This is a genomic window from Agromyces arachidis (assembly GCF_052805135.1).
This window is the reverse complement of record NZ_JBRBDK010000003.1, coordinates 307,489-325,688: the sequence shown is the minus strand read 5'-3', so window position 1 is coordinate 325,688 and position 18,200 is coordinate 307,489. Positions and strand designations below refer to the sequence as shown.

At 72.6% G+C, this 18,200-nt stretch carries 20 protein-coding genes; 10 read left to right on the top strand and 10 right to left on the bottom strand.

Annotated elements, in window-relative coordinates:
• Positions 1-26: 26 nt before the first annotated feature.
• Positions 27-422, bottom strand: a complete 396-nt coding sequence (locus ACUY4T_RS06490; RefSeq protein ID WP_446018092.1) for a hypothetical protein — start codon at positions 420-422, stop codon at positions 27-29.
• A gap of 69 nt (positions 423-491) precedes the next feature.
• On the opposite strand from ACUY4T_RS06490, the gene ACUY4T_RS06485 reads away from it, so the two are divergent.
• Positions 492-1,010 carry an SRPBCC domain-containing protein gene (locus ACUY4T_RS06485; protein ID WP_446018091.1) on the top strand — a complete coding sequence of 173 codons (519 nt, stop codon included), beginning with the start codon at positions 492-494 and terminating at the stop codon, positions 1,008-1,010.
• A 7-nt stretch (positions 1,011-1,017) separates the two neighbouring features.
• Positions 1,018-2,163, top strand: coding sequence for an AI-2E family transporter (locus ACUY4T_RS06480; RefSeq protein ID WP_446018090.1), 1,146 nt, complete (start codon positions 1,018-1,020; stop codon positions 2,161-2,163).
• A gap of 15 nt (positions 2,164-2,178) precedes the next feature.
• On the opposite strand, the gene ACUY4T_RS06475 is transcribed toward ACUY4T_RS06480, so the two are convergent.
• The 4 genes from ACUY4T_RS06475 to ACUY4T_RS06460 form a co-directional block, all read right to left on the bottom strand.
• A complete protein-coding gene (locus ACUY4T_RS06475) occupies positions 2,179-2,523 on the bottom strand; it encodes a hypothetical protein (protein WP_446018089.1) in 345 nt (114 codons plus the stop codon).
• A 132-nt stretch (positions 2,524-2,655) separates the two neighbouring features.
• Positions 2,656-3,222, bottom strand: coding sequence for an acyl-CoA thioesterase (locus tag ACUY4T_RS06470; protein ID WP_446018088.1), 567 nt, complete (start codon positions 3,220-3,222; stop codon positions 2,656-2,658).
• A 107-nt stretch (positions 3,223-3,329) separates the two neighbouring features.
• Positions 3,330-5,288 (bottom strand): hypothetical protein, encoded by a 1,959-nt coding sequence (locus ACUY4T_RS06465; RefSeq protein ID WP_446018087.1) that lies wholly within the window; start codon positions 5,286-5,288, stop codon positions 3,330-3,332.
• Positions 5,289-5,400: 112 nt separating this feature from the next.
• Entirely contained in the window at positions 5,401-6,600 is a 1,200-nt protein-coding gene (locus tag ACUY4T_RS06460) for a bifunctional 2-methylcitrate synthase/citrate synthase (RefSeq protein WP_446018086.1), read from the bottom strand.
• A 298-nt stretch (positions 6,601-6,898) separates the two neighbouring features.
• On the opposite strand from ACUY4T_RS06460, the gene ACUY4T_RS06455 reads away from it, so the two are divergent.
• Positions 6,899-7,840: a hypothetical protein gene (locus ACUY4T_RS06455; RefSeq protein WP_446018085.1), complete on the top strand. Its 942-nt coding sequence runs from the start codon at positions 6,899-6,901 to the stop codon at positions 7,838-7,840.
• 58 nt (positions 7,841-7,898) lie between these two features.
• On the opposite strand, the gene ACUY4T_RS06450 is transcribed toward ACUY4T_RS06455, so the two are convergent.
• A complete protein-coding gene (locus ACUY4T_RS06450; RefSeq protein ID WP_446018084.1) occupies positions 7,899-9,437 on the bottom strand; it encodes an MmgE/PrpD family protein in 1,539 nt (512 codons plus the stop codon).
• 96 nt (positions 9,438-9,533) lie between these two features.
• Between ACUY4T_RS06450 and ACUY4T_RS06445 the strand changes: the two genes are divergently transcribed.
• Positions 9,534-10,844: an aminotransferase class V-fold PLP-dependent enzyme gene (locus tag ACUY4T_RS06445; protein ID WP_446018083.1), complete on the top strand. Its 1,311-nt coding sequence runs from the start codon at positions 9,534-9,536 to the stop codon at positions 10,842-10,844.
• Positions 10,844-11,284: a Fe-S cluster assembly sulfur transfer protein SufU gene (sufU, locus tag ACUY4T_RS06440; protein ID WP_446018082.1), complete on the top strand. Its 441-nt coding sequence runs from the start codon at positions 10,844-10,846 to the stop codon at positions 11,282-11,284. Before ACUY4T_RS06445 ends, sufU begins: the two co-directional genes overlap by 1 nt.
• Positions 11,285-11,296: 12 nt before the next feature.
• Here sufU and ACUY4T_RS06435 read toward each other — a convergent pair whose 3' ends face one another.
• Positions 11,297-12,421: an enoyl-CoA hydratase/isomerase family protein gene (locus ACUY4T_RS06435; RefSeq protein WP_446018081.1), complete on the bottom strand. Its 1,125-nt coding sequence runs from the start codon at positions 12,419-12,421 to the stop codon at positions 11,297-11,299.
• A gap of 56 nt (positions 12,422-12,477) precedes the next feature.
• On the opposite strand from ACUY4T_RS06435, the gene ACUY4T_RS06430 reads away from it, so the two are divergent.
• From ACUY4T_RS06430 to ACUY4T_RS06420, 3 genes are read left to right on the top strand one after another with little or no spacing between them, the layout of a single operon-like run.
• A complete protein-coding gene (locus ACUY4T_RS06430; protein ID WP_446018080.1) occupies positions 12,478-12,861 on the top strand; it encodes a VOC family protein in 384 nt (127 codons plus the stop codon).
• A gap of 47 nt (positions 12,862-12,908) precedes the next feature.
• Positions 12,909-13,547: a LysE family translocator gene (locus tag ACUY4T_RS06425; RefSeq protein WP_446018079.1), complete on the top strand. Its 639-nt coding sequence runs from the start codon at positions 12,909-12,911 to the stop codon at positions 13,545-13,547.
• Between the two features lie 24 nt (positions 13,548-13,571).
• A complete protein-coding gene (locus tag ACUY4T_RS06420) occupies positions 13,572-13,793 on the top strand; it encodes a PLD nuclease N-terminal domain-containing protein (RefSeq protein ID WP_446018078.1) in 222 nt (73 codons plus the stop codon).
• Between the two features lie 33 nt (positions 13,794-13,826).
• On the opposite strand, the gene ACUY4T_RS06415 is transcribed toward ACUY4T_RS06420, so the two are convergent.
• Positions 13,827-14,363 (bottom strand): YbhB/YbcL family Raf kinase inhibitor-like protein, encoded by a 537-nt coding sequence (locus ACUY4T_RS06415; RefSeq protein ID WP_446018077.1) that lies wholly within the window; start codon positions 14,361-14,363, stop codon positions 13,827-13,829.
• 121 nt (positions 14,364-14,484) lie between these two features.
• Between ACUY4T_RS06415 and trhO the strand changes: the two genes are divergently transcribed.
• Complete coding sequence (trhO, locus tag ACUY4T_RS06410) at positions 14,485-15,384, top strand: oxygen-dependent tRNA uridine(34) hydroxylase TrhO (RefSeq protein ID WP_446018076.1); 900 nt, start codon at positions 14,485-14,487, stop codon at positions 15,382-15,384.
• 7 nt (positions 15,385-15,391) lie between these two features.
• On the opposite strand, the gene ACUY4T_RS06405 is transcribed toward trhO, so the two are convergent.
• Together ACUY4T_RS06405 and ACUY4T_RS06400 are read right to left on the bottom strand one after the other, a co-directional pair.
• Complete coding sequence (locus tag ACUY4T_RS06405; RefSeq protein WP_446018075.1) at positions 15,392-15,952, bottom strand: hypothetical protein; 561 nt, start codon at positions 15,950-15,952, stop codon at positions 15,392-15,394.
• Complete coding sequence (locus ACUY4T_RS06400; RefSeq protein ID WP_446018074.1) at positions 15,949-16,890, bottom strand: LssY C-terminal domain-containing protein; 942 nt, start codon at positions 16,888-16,890, stop codon at positions 15,949-15,951. Before ACUY4T_RS06400 ends, ACUY4T_RS06405 begins: the two co-directional genes overlap by 4 nt.
• An 86-nt stretch (positions 16,891-16,976) precedes the next feature.
• On the opposite strand from ACUY4T_RS06400, the gene ACUY4T_RS06395 reads away from it, so the two are divergent.
• Positions 16,977-18,197, top strand: a complete 1,221-nt coding sequence (locus tag ACUY4T_RS06395; protein ID WP_446018073.1) for a cysteine desulfurase-like protein — start codon at positions 16,977-16,979, stop codon at positions 18,195-18,197.
• Positions 18,198-18,200: the final 3 nt, after the last annotated feature.

The following is an 18,200-nucleotide window of genomic DNA, read 5'->3' as shown; positions in this document are numbered from 1 at the left end:
CGCGGCATCCGCCCGACGGGCCTACGTCAGAAGACGAACAGCTGGCCGAGGATGAGGATGGCGACGAAGAACACCGCCACGACGCCGCCGACGATCGCCAGCGCCCGCGGCGACATCCGCGCGATGCCGTAGCCGACCAGCACCGGCAGCGCGAGCAGCAGCAGCGTCACCACCCACCAGAACGCCTGGTAGCCCGCCGTGGTGGCGTCCGAGAGGCGCCCCGCGAACAGCTGCTGCGTGGCCGGATTGGTGGCGAACGCGAACGCCGCGCTGAGCGGCACCGCGAGCAGCGCGAACACGATCACGCCGACGAACCACCCCCACATGTCCGGATGGCGGCCGCCGATGCGGAGCGGCTCCTCGTCGTGATGCGTCTGCGCCGGCGTGTGCTTCACCCGGGGCTTCGAACCCGAACTGCCCATGCGCGTCACTCTAGCCCTGCGCGCGAGCCGGGATTAGCCTGAACCCAGGACGACACGCGGGGGGCGACGATGACCAGCATCCGACCGACCGGCCACTACACGCAGAAGGCGGACGGGCTGTACCTGCAGTTCGATCGCCTGTTCCGCGCTCCGATCGAGGACGTCTGGTTCTCCCTGACAAACCCGGCCTCGCTCGACGGCTGGATCGGAACGTACACCGGCAGCCCGTCGACGGGCGCCGTGCGGTTCCGGATGACGGCGGAGGGCCCCGACGCCCCGTGGGAGGACGTCAGCATCCTCGAGTGCGCGCCGCCGCACCGGGTGCACCTCGACATCGAGCAGCCCGACGACGCGCCGCCGTGGCGGCTCCTCGTGCACCTGAACGAGGGCAGCGGGCTCACCACGCTGACCCTCGCCCATCGCATCCCGCCCGGCGGCGACGTCGGCAGCCTCGGCGCCGGCTGGGACTACTACCTCGACCGGCTCGCCGCCGCCCGCGCCGGCGAACGGCTGCCCGACTGGGAGGCCGACGGGTACCTCGACACCCTGGGGCCCCACTACCGCGAACTCCGGACACCGGCCGCGTAGCCCGCACATGACCGACGACCCCCGCCCCGCCTCGCCGGAGCCCACCCCCGCCCTGCCGGAGACCACCCCCGCCCTGCCGGAGCCCACCCCGCACCGCGCCGACCCGTTGCAGTCGATGGCCACCCACCCCTCCGTCTGGGGCTTCCGGGTGGCGCTCGGGCTCCTGGGCGCCGCGCTGCTCGCCCTGATCTTCATCAACCTCAGCGACGTCATGCTGTCGGTCTTCGTCGCCGCGTTCGTCGCGCTCGGGCTCGACCCGCTGATCCGCTGGTTCGAGCGGCGCGGGATGCGGCGCGGCACCGCGATCGTGACGGTGCTGATCCTGTTCATCGTCGTCGTGGTCGGGATCATCTGGATCCTCGTGCCGCCGGTCGTCGAGCAGGCGACGGCGCTGATCACCGGCCTGCCGGGCCAGATCGAGGCGCTCGTCCAGTCCGGGTGGTTCGAGCAGTTCAACGAGACGACGAACGGCATCGCCGCCGCGGTCGCCGCGGGCCTCGGCGACCTCCTCTCCGACCCCAACACCTGGGCGACCATCGGGGGCGGCGCGCTGGCGTTCGGCGTCAGCATCCTCAACGCCGTGTCGACGGGCTTCTTCGTCGTCGTACTGTCGATCTACTTCATCGCCACCCTCGACAGCTCGAAGCAGGCGATCTACACGCTCGTGCCGGCATCCGAGCGACCGGTGGTGGTCCCGCTCGCCGAGCGGATCATGCAGTCCATCGGCAAGTACCTGAGCGGCATGGTGGTGCTGGCGTTCCTCAACGCCACGTACTCGACGATCCTCCTCGTGCTCACCGGCAACCCGTACGCACTGATCCTCGGCGTGGTCGCGCTGTTCGTGACCCTGATCCCGCTCATCGGCACGGTCCTGACCACCATCCTGATGACCTTCGTCTCGCTGTTCGTCTCCCCGACCGCCGCCGCCATCGTGCTCGTCGCGATGCTGATCTACATGCAGGTCGAGGCGTACGTGCTCACCCCGCGCGTCATGGGCAAGGCGGTGCAGGTACCGGGCGCCATCGTGCTCATCTCGGCACTGGCCGGCGGCACCCTGCTCGGGCTCCTCGGCGCGCTGGTCGCCATCCCGATCTCGGCGGGCATCCTGCTGATCCTCCGCGAGATCGTGGTGCCGAGGCAGGCGGTCTCGTAGGCCTCGGCGGGCGACTCAAACGGGGTCGGCGCGGACGAACTCGATGGACTTCGCCTGCAGGAAGGCGCAGAGCGCCGCGACGACCGAGAGCTCGGCCGCCTGGTTGAGGAGAGCCGGCGCGTCCAGTATCAACGGCGTCTCCCGGGCCTCGATCGTCACCGCCCAGCGGACTGCGCCGCGAATCTCGGGCTGGATCGTGATCACGGTCGCGCCGTCGGACAGGCGGACCGCGACCAGGCCCGTATCGGCGCCGGCAGCGCCATCCTGCTCGATCGCACGCACCTCACCGCTGAATCGGTACCCGAGCTGCTCGAACTCGACCAGCCACGATCGGATGGTACTCAGACTCCGGAACGGCATCTCGACCTCCTCGCCGGGACCTCGCCTCGTACCGAGGATATCCGCGACGACCGGTCCTCGACAGGCCATCGGTCCCGGCGGCGAACCGGCCTCGCGTGGCGCGCGGTCGCCGGCATCCGGTCGTCCGGCGGATCAGGCCCAGACGGACGGCGCCTCCGCGCGGGTCGCCGGCAGCGCGACATCCGCCCCCCACTGCTCGATCCACTCGGGCAGCTCGTCGCTCACGGGCGGCGCGCCGAAGGCCTCGACGAGCTCGGACACGGGCACCGTGCCGCCCTCCTTGCGGAGGAACCGCGCCCGGATGAAGCCCTTCGCGTAGATCTCGGGCTCGCCGTCGGCGCCGGGTCGCACGAACCGCTGCTCGCAGTACACGGCCTTCTCGTCGAAGCCGAGCAGCCGCGACTCGATCGTGAACCGCTGCCACGGCTCGAGCGACTTGCGGAACGTGATGGTCTCGCTGACCACGACCGGGTACCAGCGGCGCTGCCGCATGATGCGCCAGACGTCGCTGCGGACGAGGAGGTCGAAGCGGGCGACGTCCATGATCGAGAAGTAGACGCCGTTGTTCATGTGCCGGTTGACGTCGAGGTCGGTCGGCAGCACGCGGAAGCGGGTATGCGCGACGTCGTAGTGTCCGAGGTCGGGCTTGCGCCGCGAGAGGAAGAGCACGTGCAGCAGCGTGCGGAACAACATGTGCATGGTCCACGACTGTATGCCCGATCCGTCGTGGGTCTTCCATCATTGGTGACGGCGCACAGCGCGACGACGGATGCCGCGGCGCGGCGTTGTGCGCAGTCGCGAACCGCCTACGGCAGCACCTCGACCGCCAGGCTCGCGCGCTGCATCGTGGTGTAGCCCTCCTTCTCGCCCGTGACCACGACCCTCAGGTTCCGACCCGCGTCGGCGGCCACCGGGGTGTACGTCGGCCCGGTGGCGAGGATGCTGGTCCCGCGCACCCAGCGGATGGTGAGGACGTCGGGCTCGGGCACCCATGTGCCGAGGTCGACCGAGAGCTCCACGCCGACTTGCGGGGTCGGCACGATCACCGGCCGGTCGGCGCGGAACAGACCCGGCGTGACGACGCCGCTGGGTGCGCTCTCCGCCGTGGTCGTCGCGTAGCCCAGCCGCGACCCGGTGATCGCGGCGGAGAGGACGGCGTCGAGGTCGTCGATCGTCACGGTGTAGTACTCGCCCGTCGCCCCGTCGATGGGCGCGCCGTCGCGGAACCACTGGTAGCTCCAGGCCTCCGCGCCGGGCGTCCACGCCCCGTGCACCGCCCGCATCTGGTCGCCGACCCGGGGTTCGAGCGCCATCCGGTCGGTCTTCAGGGTCGCCGACGGCGAGGCGAAGGTCCCCTCGGCGACCGGATCCGTCGATGCGCTGGACCGCACGGTGGCGCGGTACCCGTCGAGGACGCCGGTCACGGTGAAGACGAGCTCGCCGCCCAGGTCGGTGCCCTTGGGCACGTAGCCCCGGTTCGTCGCCCCCGGGATCGGCTCGCCGTCGCGGTACCACTGGAAGGTGCGGGCCGTGCCGGCCGCCCAGGTGCCGAGCGTCGTGTCGAGCCGGACGCCGACGATCGGATCGCCGACGATCTCCGGAATCGGCGCGGGCGCGATCTCGGGCTCGGTCGCCTCGCCCACCGGCCCGACCGGCAGGGATTCGATGCGGGTGCGGAAGTACCCGAGCATCTGCACCGCTTCGGCGGTCGCGGTGATCTCGCCGCCGACGGCCTCGGGCGGCACCACCAACGTCGGGCCGACGGCCCCGGGGATCGCCTCGCCGTCGAGGAACCAGGCGATGCGGGTCAGTCGCGCGTCGTTGAGCCCGGGGATGTCGAACGGGTCGGCGAGCGACGGCGCCAGGCTCAGGATGCCGCCTTCGACCGGGTCGCCGTCGATGGCCAGGCGCTCGCCCGGCGCGCTCGGGTCGACCGGTGCGAAGGTCGCATCCATCGCGACCCACCCTCCGCCGGCGGACGGCATGTTCAGGACCTGGGCGCGCGAGCGCGTCGCCTCGTACGGCCACCACTGCTCCTGCTCGCCCAGCACGAACCGCAGGTGGTAGTTGCCCTGCGCGACGTCGTCGATCACGTACTGTCCGCGTTCGATCGCCGCGGTCAGGGCCGGCGTGCCCTGCCCGATCCGGTAGAGCTCGACCGTGCCCGACTCGGCGGGGGCCAGCTGCTCGTCGAAGACGACGCCGCCGATGAAGGCGGTGGATCGTGCCGCGAGCACCGTCGCGTAGGCGGGCTGCTCGAGCGACTCGTCGCCCTCGGCCACATCGAGCACCGGCGCGTCGGCGAAGGCGACGGGCGCGCTGAACGGATGGTACGCGTCGATGAGGGACGGGATCCGACCCTGCTCGTCGGTCGACTCCGCGCCGCCGTCGACCGCCCATCCCGCCCAGGTCGGCAGGTATCCGTCGACGCTGGCGCGGATCCGGTAGGAGCCGTCCGGCAGGTCGAGCCAGGTGTGCTCGAACAGCGCCATCGGACCGACGGGCACCGTGAGCATCGGCGCGGAACCATCGCCCGTCGCGTCGTACACCTCGATGGTGCCCGGCGGCAGGCTCTCGTTCTCTGCAGGGCCGAAGAAGTCGGTCGAGGCGAGGAGGACGCTGACGCCCACGTTGCCGTCCGCTCCCAGCGCGACCTGCGCGCCGCCCAGGCCCGCGAGCGCGAGCGCCGAGGTCGCCGCTGCGGCGACCAGCCTGATCCGGCGACGCGGTTCCGAACCGCGTCCTCCGTCGGAATGCGCGCGCATGAGCGCACCTCCAGCGAGACGTCCGGTCAGGCGTCGGGTCGGCGTCGGCCGCTGACGTGAAGATTACTCATCTTCGGTTCGGGGCACGCCCCCCGTACGGGGTCGATCGCCGTCAGGCCGCGTCGCCGCCCGCGGCGTTGCCCTTCGGCGGCACGTGGCGCTCGTCGGGTCCGTTGTAGACCGACAGGGGCCGGATCAGGGCGTTGGACGCGTTCTGCTCCATGATGTGCGCGGTCCAGCCGGTCACCCGGCTCGCGACGAACAGGGGCGTGAACGTCTCGGTGTCGAACCCCATCAGGTGGTACGTCGGTCCGGCGGGGTAGTCGAGGTTCGGCTTGATGTTCTTTCGCTCCCCCATGCCCGTCTCGAGCGCGGTGTAGAGGTCGAGGATGTCGGGGCGGCCGTAGTGCTCCACCATCCGCTCGAGCGCATCGCGCATCGTCGGCACCCGCGAGTCGCCGTTCTTGTAGACGCGGTGGCCGAAGCCCATGATCTTGCGCTTCTCGGCGAGGGCGGTGTCGAGCCAGGCGGCCGCGCGGTCGCCGGACCCGTCGCCGAGGCCGATCTCGTCGAAGGCGTGCATGACGGCCTCGTTCGCCCCGCCGTGCAGCGGGCCCTTGAGCGCGCCGATGGCCCCGACCACGGCCGAGTACAGGTCGGAGAGCGTCGAGGTGATCACGCGCGCCGTGAAGGTCGACGCGTTGAACGAGTGCTCGGCGTACAGGATCATCGACACGTCGAACGCGTTGACGACCTCGAGCTCGGGCGCCTCGCCGAACGCCTGCCACAGGAAGTTGGCGGAGTAGCCGAGGTCGGCGCGCGGCTCGACGAAGTCGAGTTCGTGGCGTCGGCGCTGGTCGTAGGTGACGATCGACGGCAGCTTCGCGAACAGGCGGATCGCCTTCTCGAGGTTGGCCTCGCGGGAGTCGTCGGGCGTCGCGGGGTCGCTCGCGCCGATCACGCTGACCGCGGTGCGCACGACGTCCATCGGGTGCGCAGTGAGCGGCAGCTCGTCGACGATGCGCTTCACCTCGTGGTCGAGGCCGCGGTGGCCGCGCTCGAGTTCCTCGAACTCGGCCAGCTGCGCGTCATCCGGGAGCTCGCCGTTCCAGAGCAGGTACGCGACCTCCTCGAACGTGACGGATGCCGCGAGCTCCTGCACCGGGTATCCGCGGTAGAGCAGCGAGTTCGTCTCGGGGTTGACCTTCGAGATCGCGGTGTAGTCGACGGGGACGCCCGCGAGCCCCTTGTAGATCTGCGGCGGGGATGCGGTGCCGGCGGCGGTCGTCTCCTGCGTCGTCTGCTCGCTCATCGTGCTCCTCGTGGGGATCTCGGTCGTCCGCCGCGTCGCGGACGCCACCCCAGCCTAGGGCCCGGCGGCGGGACGCGGCATCCGCTCGCCCCATCGCCCCCCACCCCAGCCCGCCCCACGCCCGCAGCCCTCGCGCAGATCTCGCGCAGAAATGGACGGTTCGGTGGCCGGCATTCGCCCCGATACTGCGCGAGATGGCCGGGCGGGACTGGTCCTGCACAGGGTGCGCAGTACGAGCGGGAGGGCGCGCGTCCTCGGTCGGCGACCGTGGCGACTCGGCGATGGGGACGCTGGAGCGGTGCGCAGCCCCGGACCGCTCCCCGACGATTTCGCCGCGATCCCCTTCCCCGTCGCCGAGGCGCTGGAGGCCGGCATCACGATCGACCGACTTCGTGCACGCGATCTCGATTCGTCGATCCACGGCGCTCGGATGCCGCTCGGCGCCGGCCTCGAGGGGCGCTGCCGCGCACTGCTCACCGTCTGCCGGCCCGGCGCGGTGTTCTGCGGTCCGACGGCGGCGCTCCTGCACGGCATCCCGGTCCCGCACCGGTTCCGCGAGGCGGCGAGGCTGCACATCGCCGTGCCGCCGGACGCCCCCGCCGTCAGGCGTGCCGGTGTCGTCGGTCGGCGGCTGCGGATCCCGCCGACCGAGATCACCGAGGTGCGACGGATCGCGGTGACCGGCCTCGAGCGCACCTGGTGCGACCTGGCCATCGATCTCACGGTGCCGGAGCTGGTGGCCGCGGCGGATGCGGCGATCCGCTCCTGCACGACGACCGCGGAGCAGCTGCATGCGGCGGCCGACGCGTACCCGGACTTCCGACGTCGCCCGAAGCTCCGCGGCGCGCTCGACCTCGTCGATCCGGCGTCGGAATCACCGAAGGAGTCGGAGCTCCGCGCGCTGGTGGTGCTGGCCGGCCTGCCCCGGCCCGAGGCGAACGTCGAGATCCGCGACCCCGCCGGGCGCCTGGTCGGCCGGGTGGACCTGCTGTTCCGCGAGTTCGGCGAGGTGCTCGAGTACCACGGGGACCACCACCGCACCGACCTGCGGCAATGGCGCCGGGACCGGACGAGGGAGGCGGAGCTCGAATCGCTCGGCTTCCACGTGATGGAGGTCACCCAGGCCGACCTCGACGCCCCCGCCCGGCTCGTCGAGCGCATCGCGCGCAACCTCGCCCGCCGCGGATGGCACGGCGACCCCGCGATCTCGCGCAGAATCGGACGGAAAGGTGGCCGGTGAAGCGTCCGATACTGCGCGAGATGGGGTCAGGGGGTCAGGGGGCGGGGGCGCCGGCGGATCAGAAGAGGCCGGAGGGGACCTCCACGTGGGCGAGAACACCCGGGGCGGCGGTGATCGTCAGCTGGCCGAGCTCGTCCGGGCCGAGCTCCGGCAGGCGCTGCGCGACGTCGAGGAAGCGCTCGATCTCGGACTCCTCGAGCACCCACTCCGCGAGCGTGCGGAACTTCTGCACGTACTGCTCGCGGCCGAACGGCCGGGCTCCCAGCGGATGCGCGTCGGCGACGGCGATCTCCTCGACGATCTCGTTGCCGTCGGCGAGCCGGATCACGACCCGGCCGCCGAACGCCTTCTCGTCGATGTCGAGCGAGTGGTAGCGGCGCGTCCACTCCGGGTCCTCGACCGTCGAGACCTTGCGCCACAGCGCGACCGTGTCGGGCCGGTGCGCGCGCTCGGGCGAGTACGAGTCGACGTGGTGCCACGTGCCGTCCTGCAGCGCGACCGTGAAGATGTACGGGATCGAGTGGTCGAGCGTCTCGCGCGAGGCATCCGGGTCGTACTTCTGCGGGTCGTTCGCCCCGGAGCCGATGACGTTGTGCGTGTGGTGCGACGTGTGGATGGTGATCGACTCGATGCGCTCGGGGTCGTCGAGGATGATCGGGTAGTTCTCGTGGATGCGGCGCGCGAGGTCGATGAGCGCCTGCGCCTGGTACTCGGCCGAGTGCTCCTTCGTGTAGGAGTCGAGGATGGCGCGCTTCGCCTCGCCCTGCTCGGGCAGCGGCACGTCGTAGCTCGCCTCCGGTCCGCCGAGGAGCCACGCGATCACGCCGTCCTCGCCCTCGTAGATGGGCACCGGGCTCGTCTCGCCGCGCATCGCGCGATCGACCGCCTCGACGGCCATCTTGCCCGCGAACGCGGGGGCGTGCGCCTTCCAGGTGGAGATCTCGCCCTTGCGCGACTGCCGGGTCGCGGTGGTGGTGTGCAGCGCCTGCCCGATCGACTGGAAGATCGTCTCCTGGTCGAGGCCAAGCAGCGTGCCGATGCCCGCCGCGGCCGACGGGCCGAGGTGCGCGACGTGGTCGATCTTGTGCGCGTGCAGCGTGATCGCCTTCACGAGGTCGATCTGCACCTCGTAGCCGGTCGCGATCGCGCGCACGACGTCGCGCCCGGTGAGGCCCCGCGCCGCGGCGACGTGCTGGGCGACCGCGACGATCGGCGGGATGTTGTCGCCGGGGTGCGAGTAGTCGGCGGCGAGGAACGTGTCGTGGAAGTCGAGTTCGCGGACCGCCACGCCGTTGGCCCATGCGGCCCACTCGGGCGAGGTGCGCCGCCCGGCGTCGGCCCCGAAGACGGTGGCGCCGTCGCCGCCGATCGAGACCGGGTGGGCGAGGGCCTGGCTCCGGGCGGCGACGACGGGACGGCGTCCGAGCGAGGCCGCGGCGACCGCGGCGTTGTCGATCACGCGGTTCACCACCATGTCGGTGACGTCGTCCTCGACCTCGACGGGATCGATCGCGACGGCCGCGAGCTGCCAGGCGAGCTGGCCCTCTCGCGCGAGGTTCTCGTCGCTCCGGTGGGTACGCAGGTGGTGGGTCTTCACGGGGCCACGCTACCGAATGGGGTGACGGATGTCGCGGTGCCGGCCGCTGCGGGCCTCCCAGCCGCGTCGTCTCCCCCGCATGAGACCATGGAGGCGATGAATCACACCGACGCCGACTCGGTCGGCGGCCGCCCGGTCCGCGACATCCGACTCGACTTCCCCGCCTTCGCCGCAGCCGGCGACGCCGTCAGGGCCGCGTACCTCGACTCCGCCGCGACGTCGCAGCGACCGCTCGCCGTGCTCGACGCCGAACGCGACTACCTGGAGCACCACCTGGCCGCGGTGCACCGGGGCACGAGCGCCGCGACGGGTGAGTCGACGACCCTGTTCGAGTCGGCCCGGGCGGACGTCGCGCGGTTCGTCGGCGCCCGAGAGCGCGAGGTCGTCTGGTCGCAGAACGCGACGGATGCGCTGAACCTCGTCGCGCTCGGCATCGCCGACGCCAGCGCGGGCATCGGCGGCGCCGATGCGGAGCGCTTCGCCCTGCAGCCGGGCGACGAGATCGTGGTGACCGAGGCCGAGCACCATGCCAACCTGCTGCCGTGGCAGCGCGTCGCCCAGCGGACCGGCGCCCGCATCGTCCCGGTCCGCGTCGACGAGCACGGGCGCTGGGGCATCGACGACCTGGGCGCCGTGCTCACGCCGCGCACCCGCGTGGTGGCGTTCCCCGAGGTCTCGAACGTGACGGGCCAGATCGCGCCCGTCGCCGACATCGCCGCCCTCGTGCACGGCCGCGTCGCCGACGCCCTCGTGGTGCTCGACGCCTGCCAGTCGGTGCCGCACCGGCCCGTCGACTTCGCCGCGTACGGCGTCGACTTCGCCGCGTTCTCGGCCCACAAGATGCTCGGCCCGAACGGCATCGGGGTGCTGTACGGCCGAAGCGAGCTGCTCGACGCGCTGCCGCCCGCGCGGACCGGCGGGTCCACGATCACGAAGGTCACCATGGAGGAGTCCCACCTCCTCCCCGCGCCGCACCGCTTCGAGGCGGGCACGCAGCCCGTGTCGCAGGCGGTGGGACTCGGCGCCGCGGTGCGCTACCTCGAGTCGATCGGCATGGACGCCGTCGCCGCCCACGAGCAGTCGTTCGCCGACCGGGTGATCGACGGCCTCGCCGCCGTCCCCGGCGTGCGCATCGTGGGTCCGCAGGCGGGCGAGCCCCGCGCCGGCCTCGTGAGCGTGGTCGTCGACGGCGTGCACGCGCACGACGTCGGCCAGTTCCTCGACGACGCCGGGCTCGTCGTGCGCGTCGGCCACCATTGCGCGCAGCCGCTGCACCGGGCGCTCGGCATCACGGCGACCACCCGCGCGAGCGCCCACGTGTACACGACCGCCGAGGAGGCCGACCGCTTCGTCGCCGCGATGGGCGAGGTGCGCGGCTTCTTCGGACTCGGACGGAAGGTGTCCTGATGGCCGGACTCGAGAACCTCTACCAGCAGATCATCCTCGACCACGCGAAGGAGCGGCACGGCGACCGCCCGCTCGAGGGCGCCGACGCCGAGCATCACGAGTTCAATCCCATGTGCGGCGACGAGATCACGGTGCGCGTCAGGCTCGACCCCGCGCACGAGACCATCGACGAGGTCGCCTGGCAGGGCGACGGCTGCAGCATCTCGATGGCGTCGGCGTCGGTGCTGACCGACCTCGTCCAGGGCCGGCCGGTCGACGAGGCGCTGGCGACTGCCGAGGTGTTCCGCGAGATGCTTCGTTCGAAGGGCGAGGGCGAGCCCGACGAGGACGTCCTGGGCGACGCGATCGCGTTCCACGGCGTCGCGAAGTACGTGATGCGCATCAAGTGCGCCATGCTCGGCTGGGTCGCGCTCGAGGCCGCCGTGGCCAAGGCGCGCTGACGCGGCATCCGCTCAGGGCGCTTCGGGCCAGATGGGCTCGTGGAGCTGCTCCTCGAGCACGCGCGCCGCGAGCCCGGCCGGCACGCCGTCGAGGGTCGGCGGATCCCATGCGGGGTTGCGGTCCTTGTCGATGACCTGGGCGCGGATGCCCTCGTGCAGGTCGTGCTGGCCGATGAACCACGACACGGCGCGGAACTCCTGCTCGAGCGCGTCCTCGAGCGACGGCAGGGTCCGAGCGCGCCGCACCGCCTCGAGCGTGACGGTCAGCGCGGTGGGCGAGAGCACCTCGAGCTCGTCGGCCGCCGCCGCCGCGTACGCCGACGCGGGCTGCTCCGACGGATGCCGCGTCGCGGACCCGTCCGACGGCCCCGCGGCATCCGCCCGCCCGTCGGCGAACTCCCGGAGCCGGGCGATGATGCCGGCGACGGTCGGCGCCGAGTAGCACGCGTCGACCCACTGGCGCGCCGCGGCGAGCGCCGACGGCCCGGGGGTCTCGTCGAAGAGCATCACGATCTCCCACGGGGTGCCGGGATCGGCGCGTTCGGCGAGCGCCTGGAGCAGGTGCGGGATGCGGTCGGACGGCACGTAGGCGTCGGCGAAGCCGGCGTGCATGGCGTCGGGCGCGTCCATCGTGCGCGAGTTCAGGGCGAGGTGCGTCCCGAGCTCGCCGGGGGCGCGGCCGAGCAGCCAGGTGCCGCCGACGTCGGGAGTGAACCCGATGCGCGTCTCGGGCATGGCGACGCGCGAGCGCTCGGTGACGATGCGGATCGACGCGTGCCCCGCGAGCCCGATCCCGCCGCCCATGGTGATGCCGTCCATGATCGCGACCACGGGCTTCGGGTACCGCGCGATCATCGCGTTGAGGCGGTACTCGTCGCGGAAGAAGCGGAGCGCCTCGGCGGCGTGCCCGCCCGTGGTGTACCCGTAGAGCTCGCGGACGTCGCCGCCGGCGCAGAAGCCGCGCTCACCGGCGCCGTCGAGCACGACCGTCGACACCTCGGGGTCGTGCCGCCACGCCTCGAACACGGCGGTGATGGCGCGGATCATCTCGTAGCTCAACGCGTTCAGCGCCTGGGGGCGCTGGAGCGTGAGGCGCCCGACGCCGTCGGCCACGTCGGTGGAGATGTGCTCGCTCACGCTGCCACGCTAGCGGCATCGCCCGGCGCCGCGTACCGTCGGGGGCGGGAGGGGTCATGATCGAATCCGGGTTCGCCATCGTCGAGGTGCCCGACATGGATGCCGCGATGCGGTTCTACCACGATGCGCTCGGCGCGACCCTCGTCTACCGGTACCCGGTCGAGGGGGACCCGTTGTTCGTCACCCTGCAGGCGGGTTCGTCGCAGCTCGGGCTCGGCCTCGCCGAGAACTCCCCCGCCGGCGAGGGCGCCGGGATGCTGCTCTGGTTCTACGTCGACGACGTCGACGAGACGACCGCCGCGCTCGCACGAGCGGGGTACCTCGTCATCGAGGAGCCCGACGACACCCCGTGGGGCGAGCGCGTCTCGATGGTCTCCGACCCGTTCGGCACCCGGGTCCGGCTGGCCCGGCCGATCGCCCCGCAGCCCGAGGAGGAATGAGGACGTCCGGCCCTGCGTCGCGGCCGGACGGGGAGTAGCATCCGCTCGTGGTCCCCGCATCGAACCTCTGGGCGTTCGTGCTCGCCTCGGTGGTGCTCATCGTCATCCCGGGGCCGAGCGTGCTGTTCGTCATCGGCCGGTCGCTCGCCCTCGGGCGGGTCGGCGGGCTGCTCAGCGTGCTCGGCAACGCGCTGGGGATGCTGCCGCTCGTCGCCGCCGTGGCGCTCGGGGTCGGTGTCGTCGTGGCCCAGTCGGTGCTGCTGTTCACGGGCATCAAGATCGCGGGCGCGCTCTACCTCGCCTACCTCGGCGTGCAGGCCATCCGGCATCGAGCGGATGCCGCGGACGCGGTCCTGGGCGAGGTCGCGGCCCGTTCGCCGTGGCGGCTGCTCGGCGAGGGCTTCGTCGTGGGCGTCACGAACCCCAAGACGATCGCGTTCTTCGTCGCGGTGCTGCCGCAGTTCGTCGCCTTCGACGCGGGGGCGATCCCGCTGCAGATGGGGCTGCTCGGCACGGCGTTCGTGGTGCTCGCGCTCGCCTGCGATTCGGTGTGGGCCCTCGCGGCCGGGTGGGCGCGCGACTGGTTCGGCCGTTCGCCGCAGCGGGCGTCGCACCTCGCCGCGACGGGCGGCGTGATGATGATCGGCCTCGGCGGCGTGCTCGCGCTGTCGGGGAACAAGCACTGAATCCCACCGAGGATCGGAGGAGTCATGGCGAAGGCGAAGCAGTGGAGCGACCTCTCCACGGGGCAGCGGGTCAGGGGGATCGTCGGCGGCGTCATCCAGCTCGCGCTCGCATCCGTCGCCTGGACCGACCTGGCGCGCCGTCCGGCGGAGGACGTGAACGGGCGCAAGTGGGTCTGGGCGATCGTCATCGCCGTGAACTTCGTCGGCCCGATCTCGTACCTCCTGTTCGGCCGGCGCGTCGACTGAGCCCGGCCCGGCGACGGTCGGCGGTCGGCCTCGTCAGTCGCGGTTGGCGGTGCCCACGAGGATGCCGCGGGCCAGCGCGTGGCCGAAGCAGCGGAGGCCGAGCACCGCGGGCGTCGCGTCGGGATCGAGGTCGAGGCTCGGCACGTCGAGGGCGTGCACGACGAACACGTACCGGTGCTGGCCGGTGCCTCGCGGCGGCGCCGCGCCGCCGTAGCCGCGCACGCCGTCCTCGTTGCGCAGGACCATCGACCCGTCGGGCAGGGGCGCCGCGCCGGTCTCGCCGACCCCCGCCTCGAGGCTCGTGGTCTCGACGGGCAGGTTGAGCACGGCCCAGTGCCACCACCCCGATCCGCTCGGGGCATCGGGGTCGAGGCAGGTCACCGCGAACCCGCGGGTGCGGTCGGGGAAGCCGCTCCACGACAGCTGGGGCGAACGGTCGACGCCTCCGGCCGCGTGCGACCACTGCGGTCGGGCCAGCGGGCCGCCGTCGTCGAAGTCGCTGCTCCCGACCTGGAACGACCCCACCGGGCGGAGGCGCTGGAGGGCGTCGTAGGGATCCACCTCGAGCATCGCGTACCTCCTCGTCGGGGGTGGTCGGCGTCGCGGTCAGGATACGGCCGCGGTCGCGCCGCGGGCCCGCGCACGCGCCGCAACGTGGCATCCGCCCAGCCGGCGCGCCTAGGATCTCGGGGTGCCGCTCGCCAAGATCATCCTGTTCTACGCCTTCACGCCGCTCGCCGACCCAGACGCGATCCGGCTGTGGCAGCGCGACCTCGCCGAGTCGCTCGGGCTCCGCGGGCGCGTGCTCGTGTCGAAGGACGGCCTGAACGGCACGCTCGGCGGCGAGATGGGCGCGCTCAAGCGCTACGTGCGCAAGACGAAGGAGTACGGCGGGTTCCGCGGGCTCGACGTGAAGTGGAGCGAGGGCACGGGGCTCGACGACGAGGGGCGCAGCGTCGACTTCCCGAAGCTCAGCGTCAAGGTGCGCGATGAGATCGTCTCGTTCGGCGCGCCGGGCGAACTCGTCGTCGACGAGTCGGGCGTGGTCGGCGGCGGCACGCGCCTCTCCCCCGACGCCCTGCACGAGCTCGTCGCGGAGCGCGGCGACGAGGTCGTCTTCTTCGACGGCCGCAACGCGGTCGAGGCCGCGATCGGCCGGTTCCGCGGCGCGATCGTGCCGCCGACCGAGACCACGCGCGACTTCGTCGGGCTGCTCGACTCGGGCGCGTACGACCACCTGAAGGGCCGTCCGGTCGTGACCTACTGCACCGGCGGCATCCGCTGCGAGGTGCTCTCGAGCCTCATGGCCGACCGCGGGTTCGGCGAGGTGTACCAGCTCGAGGGCGGCATCGTCCGCTACGGCGAGCGCTTCGGCGACGACGGGCTGTGGGAGGGCTCGCTCTACGTGTTCGACGGGCGCGGTTCGGTCGACTTCAGCGACCACGCCGCGGTCGTGGGCGTCTGCGAGGGCTGCGGCGCGGCGACCAACCGCACCGTGAACTGCACGGATGCCGCGTGCCGCGGGCAGCTCGTGCGGTGCGAGTCGTGCGGGTCCGCCCCGTGCGCCCGCCACGCGGCATCCGTCGCCTGAGCCGTCGTCACCCGCGGCGCGTGCGCCCGTGCCGGCCGAGTCGCGGCAGGCGCGCCCACGCGCGCGCATTGCGGCTCGACAGGGCGAGCAGGATCAGGATGTCGAGGGCGACGGTGAGGAACGTGGTCCGCACCGTCACCTCGGTGTCGCCGGTGAACGAGTCGATCGCGGCGATGGTGATGTTGATCGTCGAGAAGACCATGACCGTGATGCGCGCCCAGTTGCTGCCGAACCAGACGAGCACGGCGAACACGAGGTCGAGCACGAGCACCGTGCCGCCGATGACGAGGACGATCGCGAGCAGCGTCTCCGCGGAGGCCGTCGAGGTCGACGTCCCCCGTCCGACGGACGCGTCGAACTCGCCGAGCACCGTATCCCACTGGATCGAGAGCGCCACGAGCCAGACGGCGCCCGCGACGACGCGCAGCAGGACGAGCGCCGCGCCGAACGCCGTCGCCGCCGGCCGGGTCGCGCGCAGCGGTCGCGGTTCGCGCTCGGCGAGGCGGGTCGGCGACTCGAACGCCGCGCGCTTGCCGGTGCGCGCGTCGGAGCCCGGACCGGCGGTCACGAGCCCGCCTCCGCGCCGCCGGGTCGGGCGGGGAAGGCGTCCGCGGCCGGAGCCGCCGCGGCCGGAGCCGCCGCGGCATCCGTCGCCCCGACCCCCGTGACGTCGACCACCGGCAGGTCGCCGTCGGTGCGGATCGTGTCGCCGCCGCCGTTGCGGGAGTGGTAGCCGGTCGAGAAGTCGCGCAGCACCTCGACGCGGATGCCCGGCTCGGCGGCCGTGAGCGTCGCGACGATGTGGTCGCGCTCGATGTCGATGTCGGCGTCGATCTTGTGGGTGACCTGCAGGGTGAACAGCGAGAATCCGACGGCCCGGTCGAACGTGCCCGCGGCGAGCCAGTCGACGCGCCGGCCGCCCGGGAGCAGCCAGCCGTCCGGCGTGCGCCAGAACCTGACGTGGTGTCGCTTCGCCGGGTTGCCCGCCACCTCCTGCTGGTAGGCGAAGTCCTGCTGGCGACCGAACAGGAACAGCGGGCTCACCGGCGCCTCGTCGTAGCTGCGGCGCGAGAGGGTCGACGTCACGATGCGCCAGCCCGAGGCGAGCGTGACGTCGTCGGCCCGCGTCCATCCGGCGGCCCGCATCGCCACGTGCACCGCGGACTCGGGGCCGTCGAACGCCAGGTTCACCGGATCGCCGAGCAGCCCGTCGCTCGTCCGCGTGCGGCCGATGAAGTACTCGGGCACGTACACGGTCGTGAGGATCCGATGGAGCCTCGGCAGCACGAGGTAGGCGAGCACCAGCCAGAACACCGCGAAGAACGCGATGCCCCACCATCCGAACCGGAACGTCTGCTCGAAGAGCAGCCAGGCGAGCCAGACCGCCGACGCGCCGGCGAACACGAAGAAGAACCCGTCGAGCAGCGCCGTGAACGACAGCCGCGGCGGCAGGTCGGGCGCCGGTCGCTCGTCGACCGGCCCGGGCGACTCCCCCACCCCCTGCATGCCTGCATGCTAACCCGCCGGGCCGGTGACGCCGGCGCGGCGCGAGGCGCCGTCCGCGCCGGGCCCGCCGCGCATAGGCTCGCGACATGGGCTACGACGTCGCACGCATCCGCTCCTGGTTCCCCGCGCTCGACTACGGGTGGGCGCAGTTCGACGGGCCGGGCGGCACGCAGACGCCCCGGCAGGTGGGCGACGCCGTGGCATCCGTGCTCACGGGCCCGCTGTCGAACCGCGGGGTCATCGGCGAGTCCGAGGTGCGTGCCGAGGAGGCGGTGACGAGCTTCCGGCTCGCGGTCGCCGACCTCGTCGACGCGCACCCGCGCGGCGTGGTGCACGGGCGCAGCGCCACCCAGCTCGTCTACGACTTCTCGCGGCACCTCGCGCGCGACTGGGGGCCCGGCGACGAGGTCGTCGTCACGCGCCTCGACCACGACTCGAACGTGCGCCCGTGGGTGCAGGCCGCCGAGCGCGCCGGCGCCGCGGTGCGCTGGGCCGAGTTCGACCCGGAGACCGGCGAGCTGCCGGTCGAGGCGGTCGCCTCGCTGCTCGGCCCGCGCACGCGGCTCGTCGCGGTCACCGCGGCGTCGAACCTCATCGGCACGATGCCCGACGTCGCGGCGATCGCCGCGGCCGTGCACGCGGCGGGCGCACTGCTCTTCGTCGACGGCGTGCACTTCACCGCGCACGAGCTGCCCGACGTCGCGGCCCTCGGCGCCGACTTCTTCGTCTGCTCGCCGTACAAGTTCCTCGGACCGCACTGCGGCGTGCTCGTCGCCAGGCCCGAGTTGCTCGAATCCATCCACCCCGACAAGCTCCTGCCGTCGACCGACGCGGTGCCCGAGCGCTTCGAGTTCGGCACCCTGCCCTACGAGCTGCTCGCCGGGGTGACCGCGGCCGTCGACGTGCTCGCCGGCCTCGACCCCGAGACGACGGATGCCGCGGCCTCGCGTCGCACGCGCCTCGCCACGTCCTACGCCGCGCTGCACGAGCACGAGCGCGCCCTCGCCGAGCGGCTCGCCGCCGGTCTCGACGAGTTGGACGGGGTGACCGTGCACTCGCGCGCGGCCCGGCGCACGCCGACGGTGCTCATGACCTTCGAGGGGCATGCGGCCGACGACGTGACCCGACGCCTCGCGGCCGACCGGGTGCTCGCCCCGAGCGGCAGCTTCTACGCGCTCGAGGCGTCCCGCCACCTGGGCCTCGGCGACGCGGGCGGTCTGCGCGTCGGGCTCGCTCCCTACACGGACGAGTCCGATGTCGACCGGTTCCTCGCCGGCCTCGGCACAGCGCTGGCCCGACGCCCGTAGGGT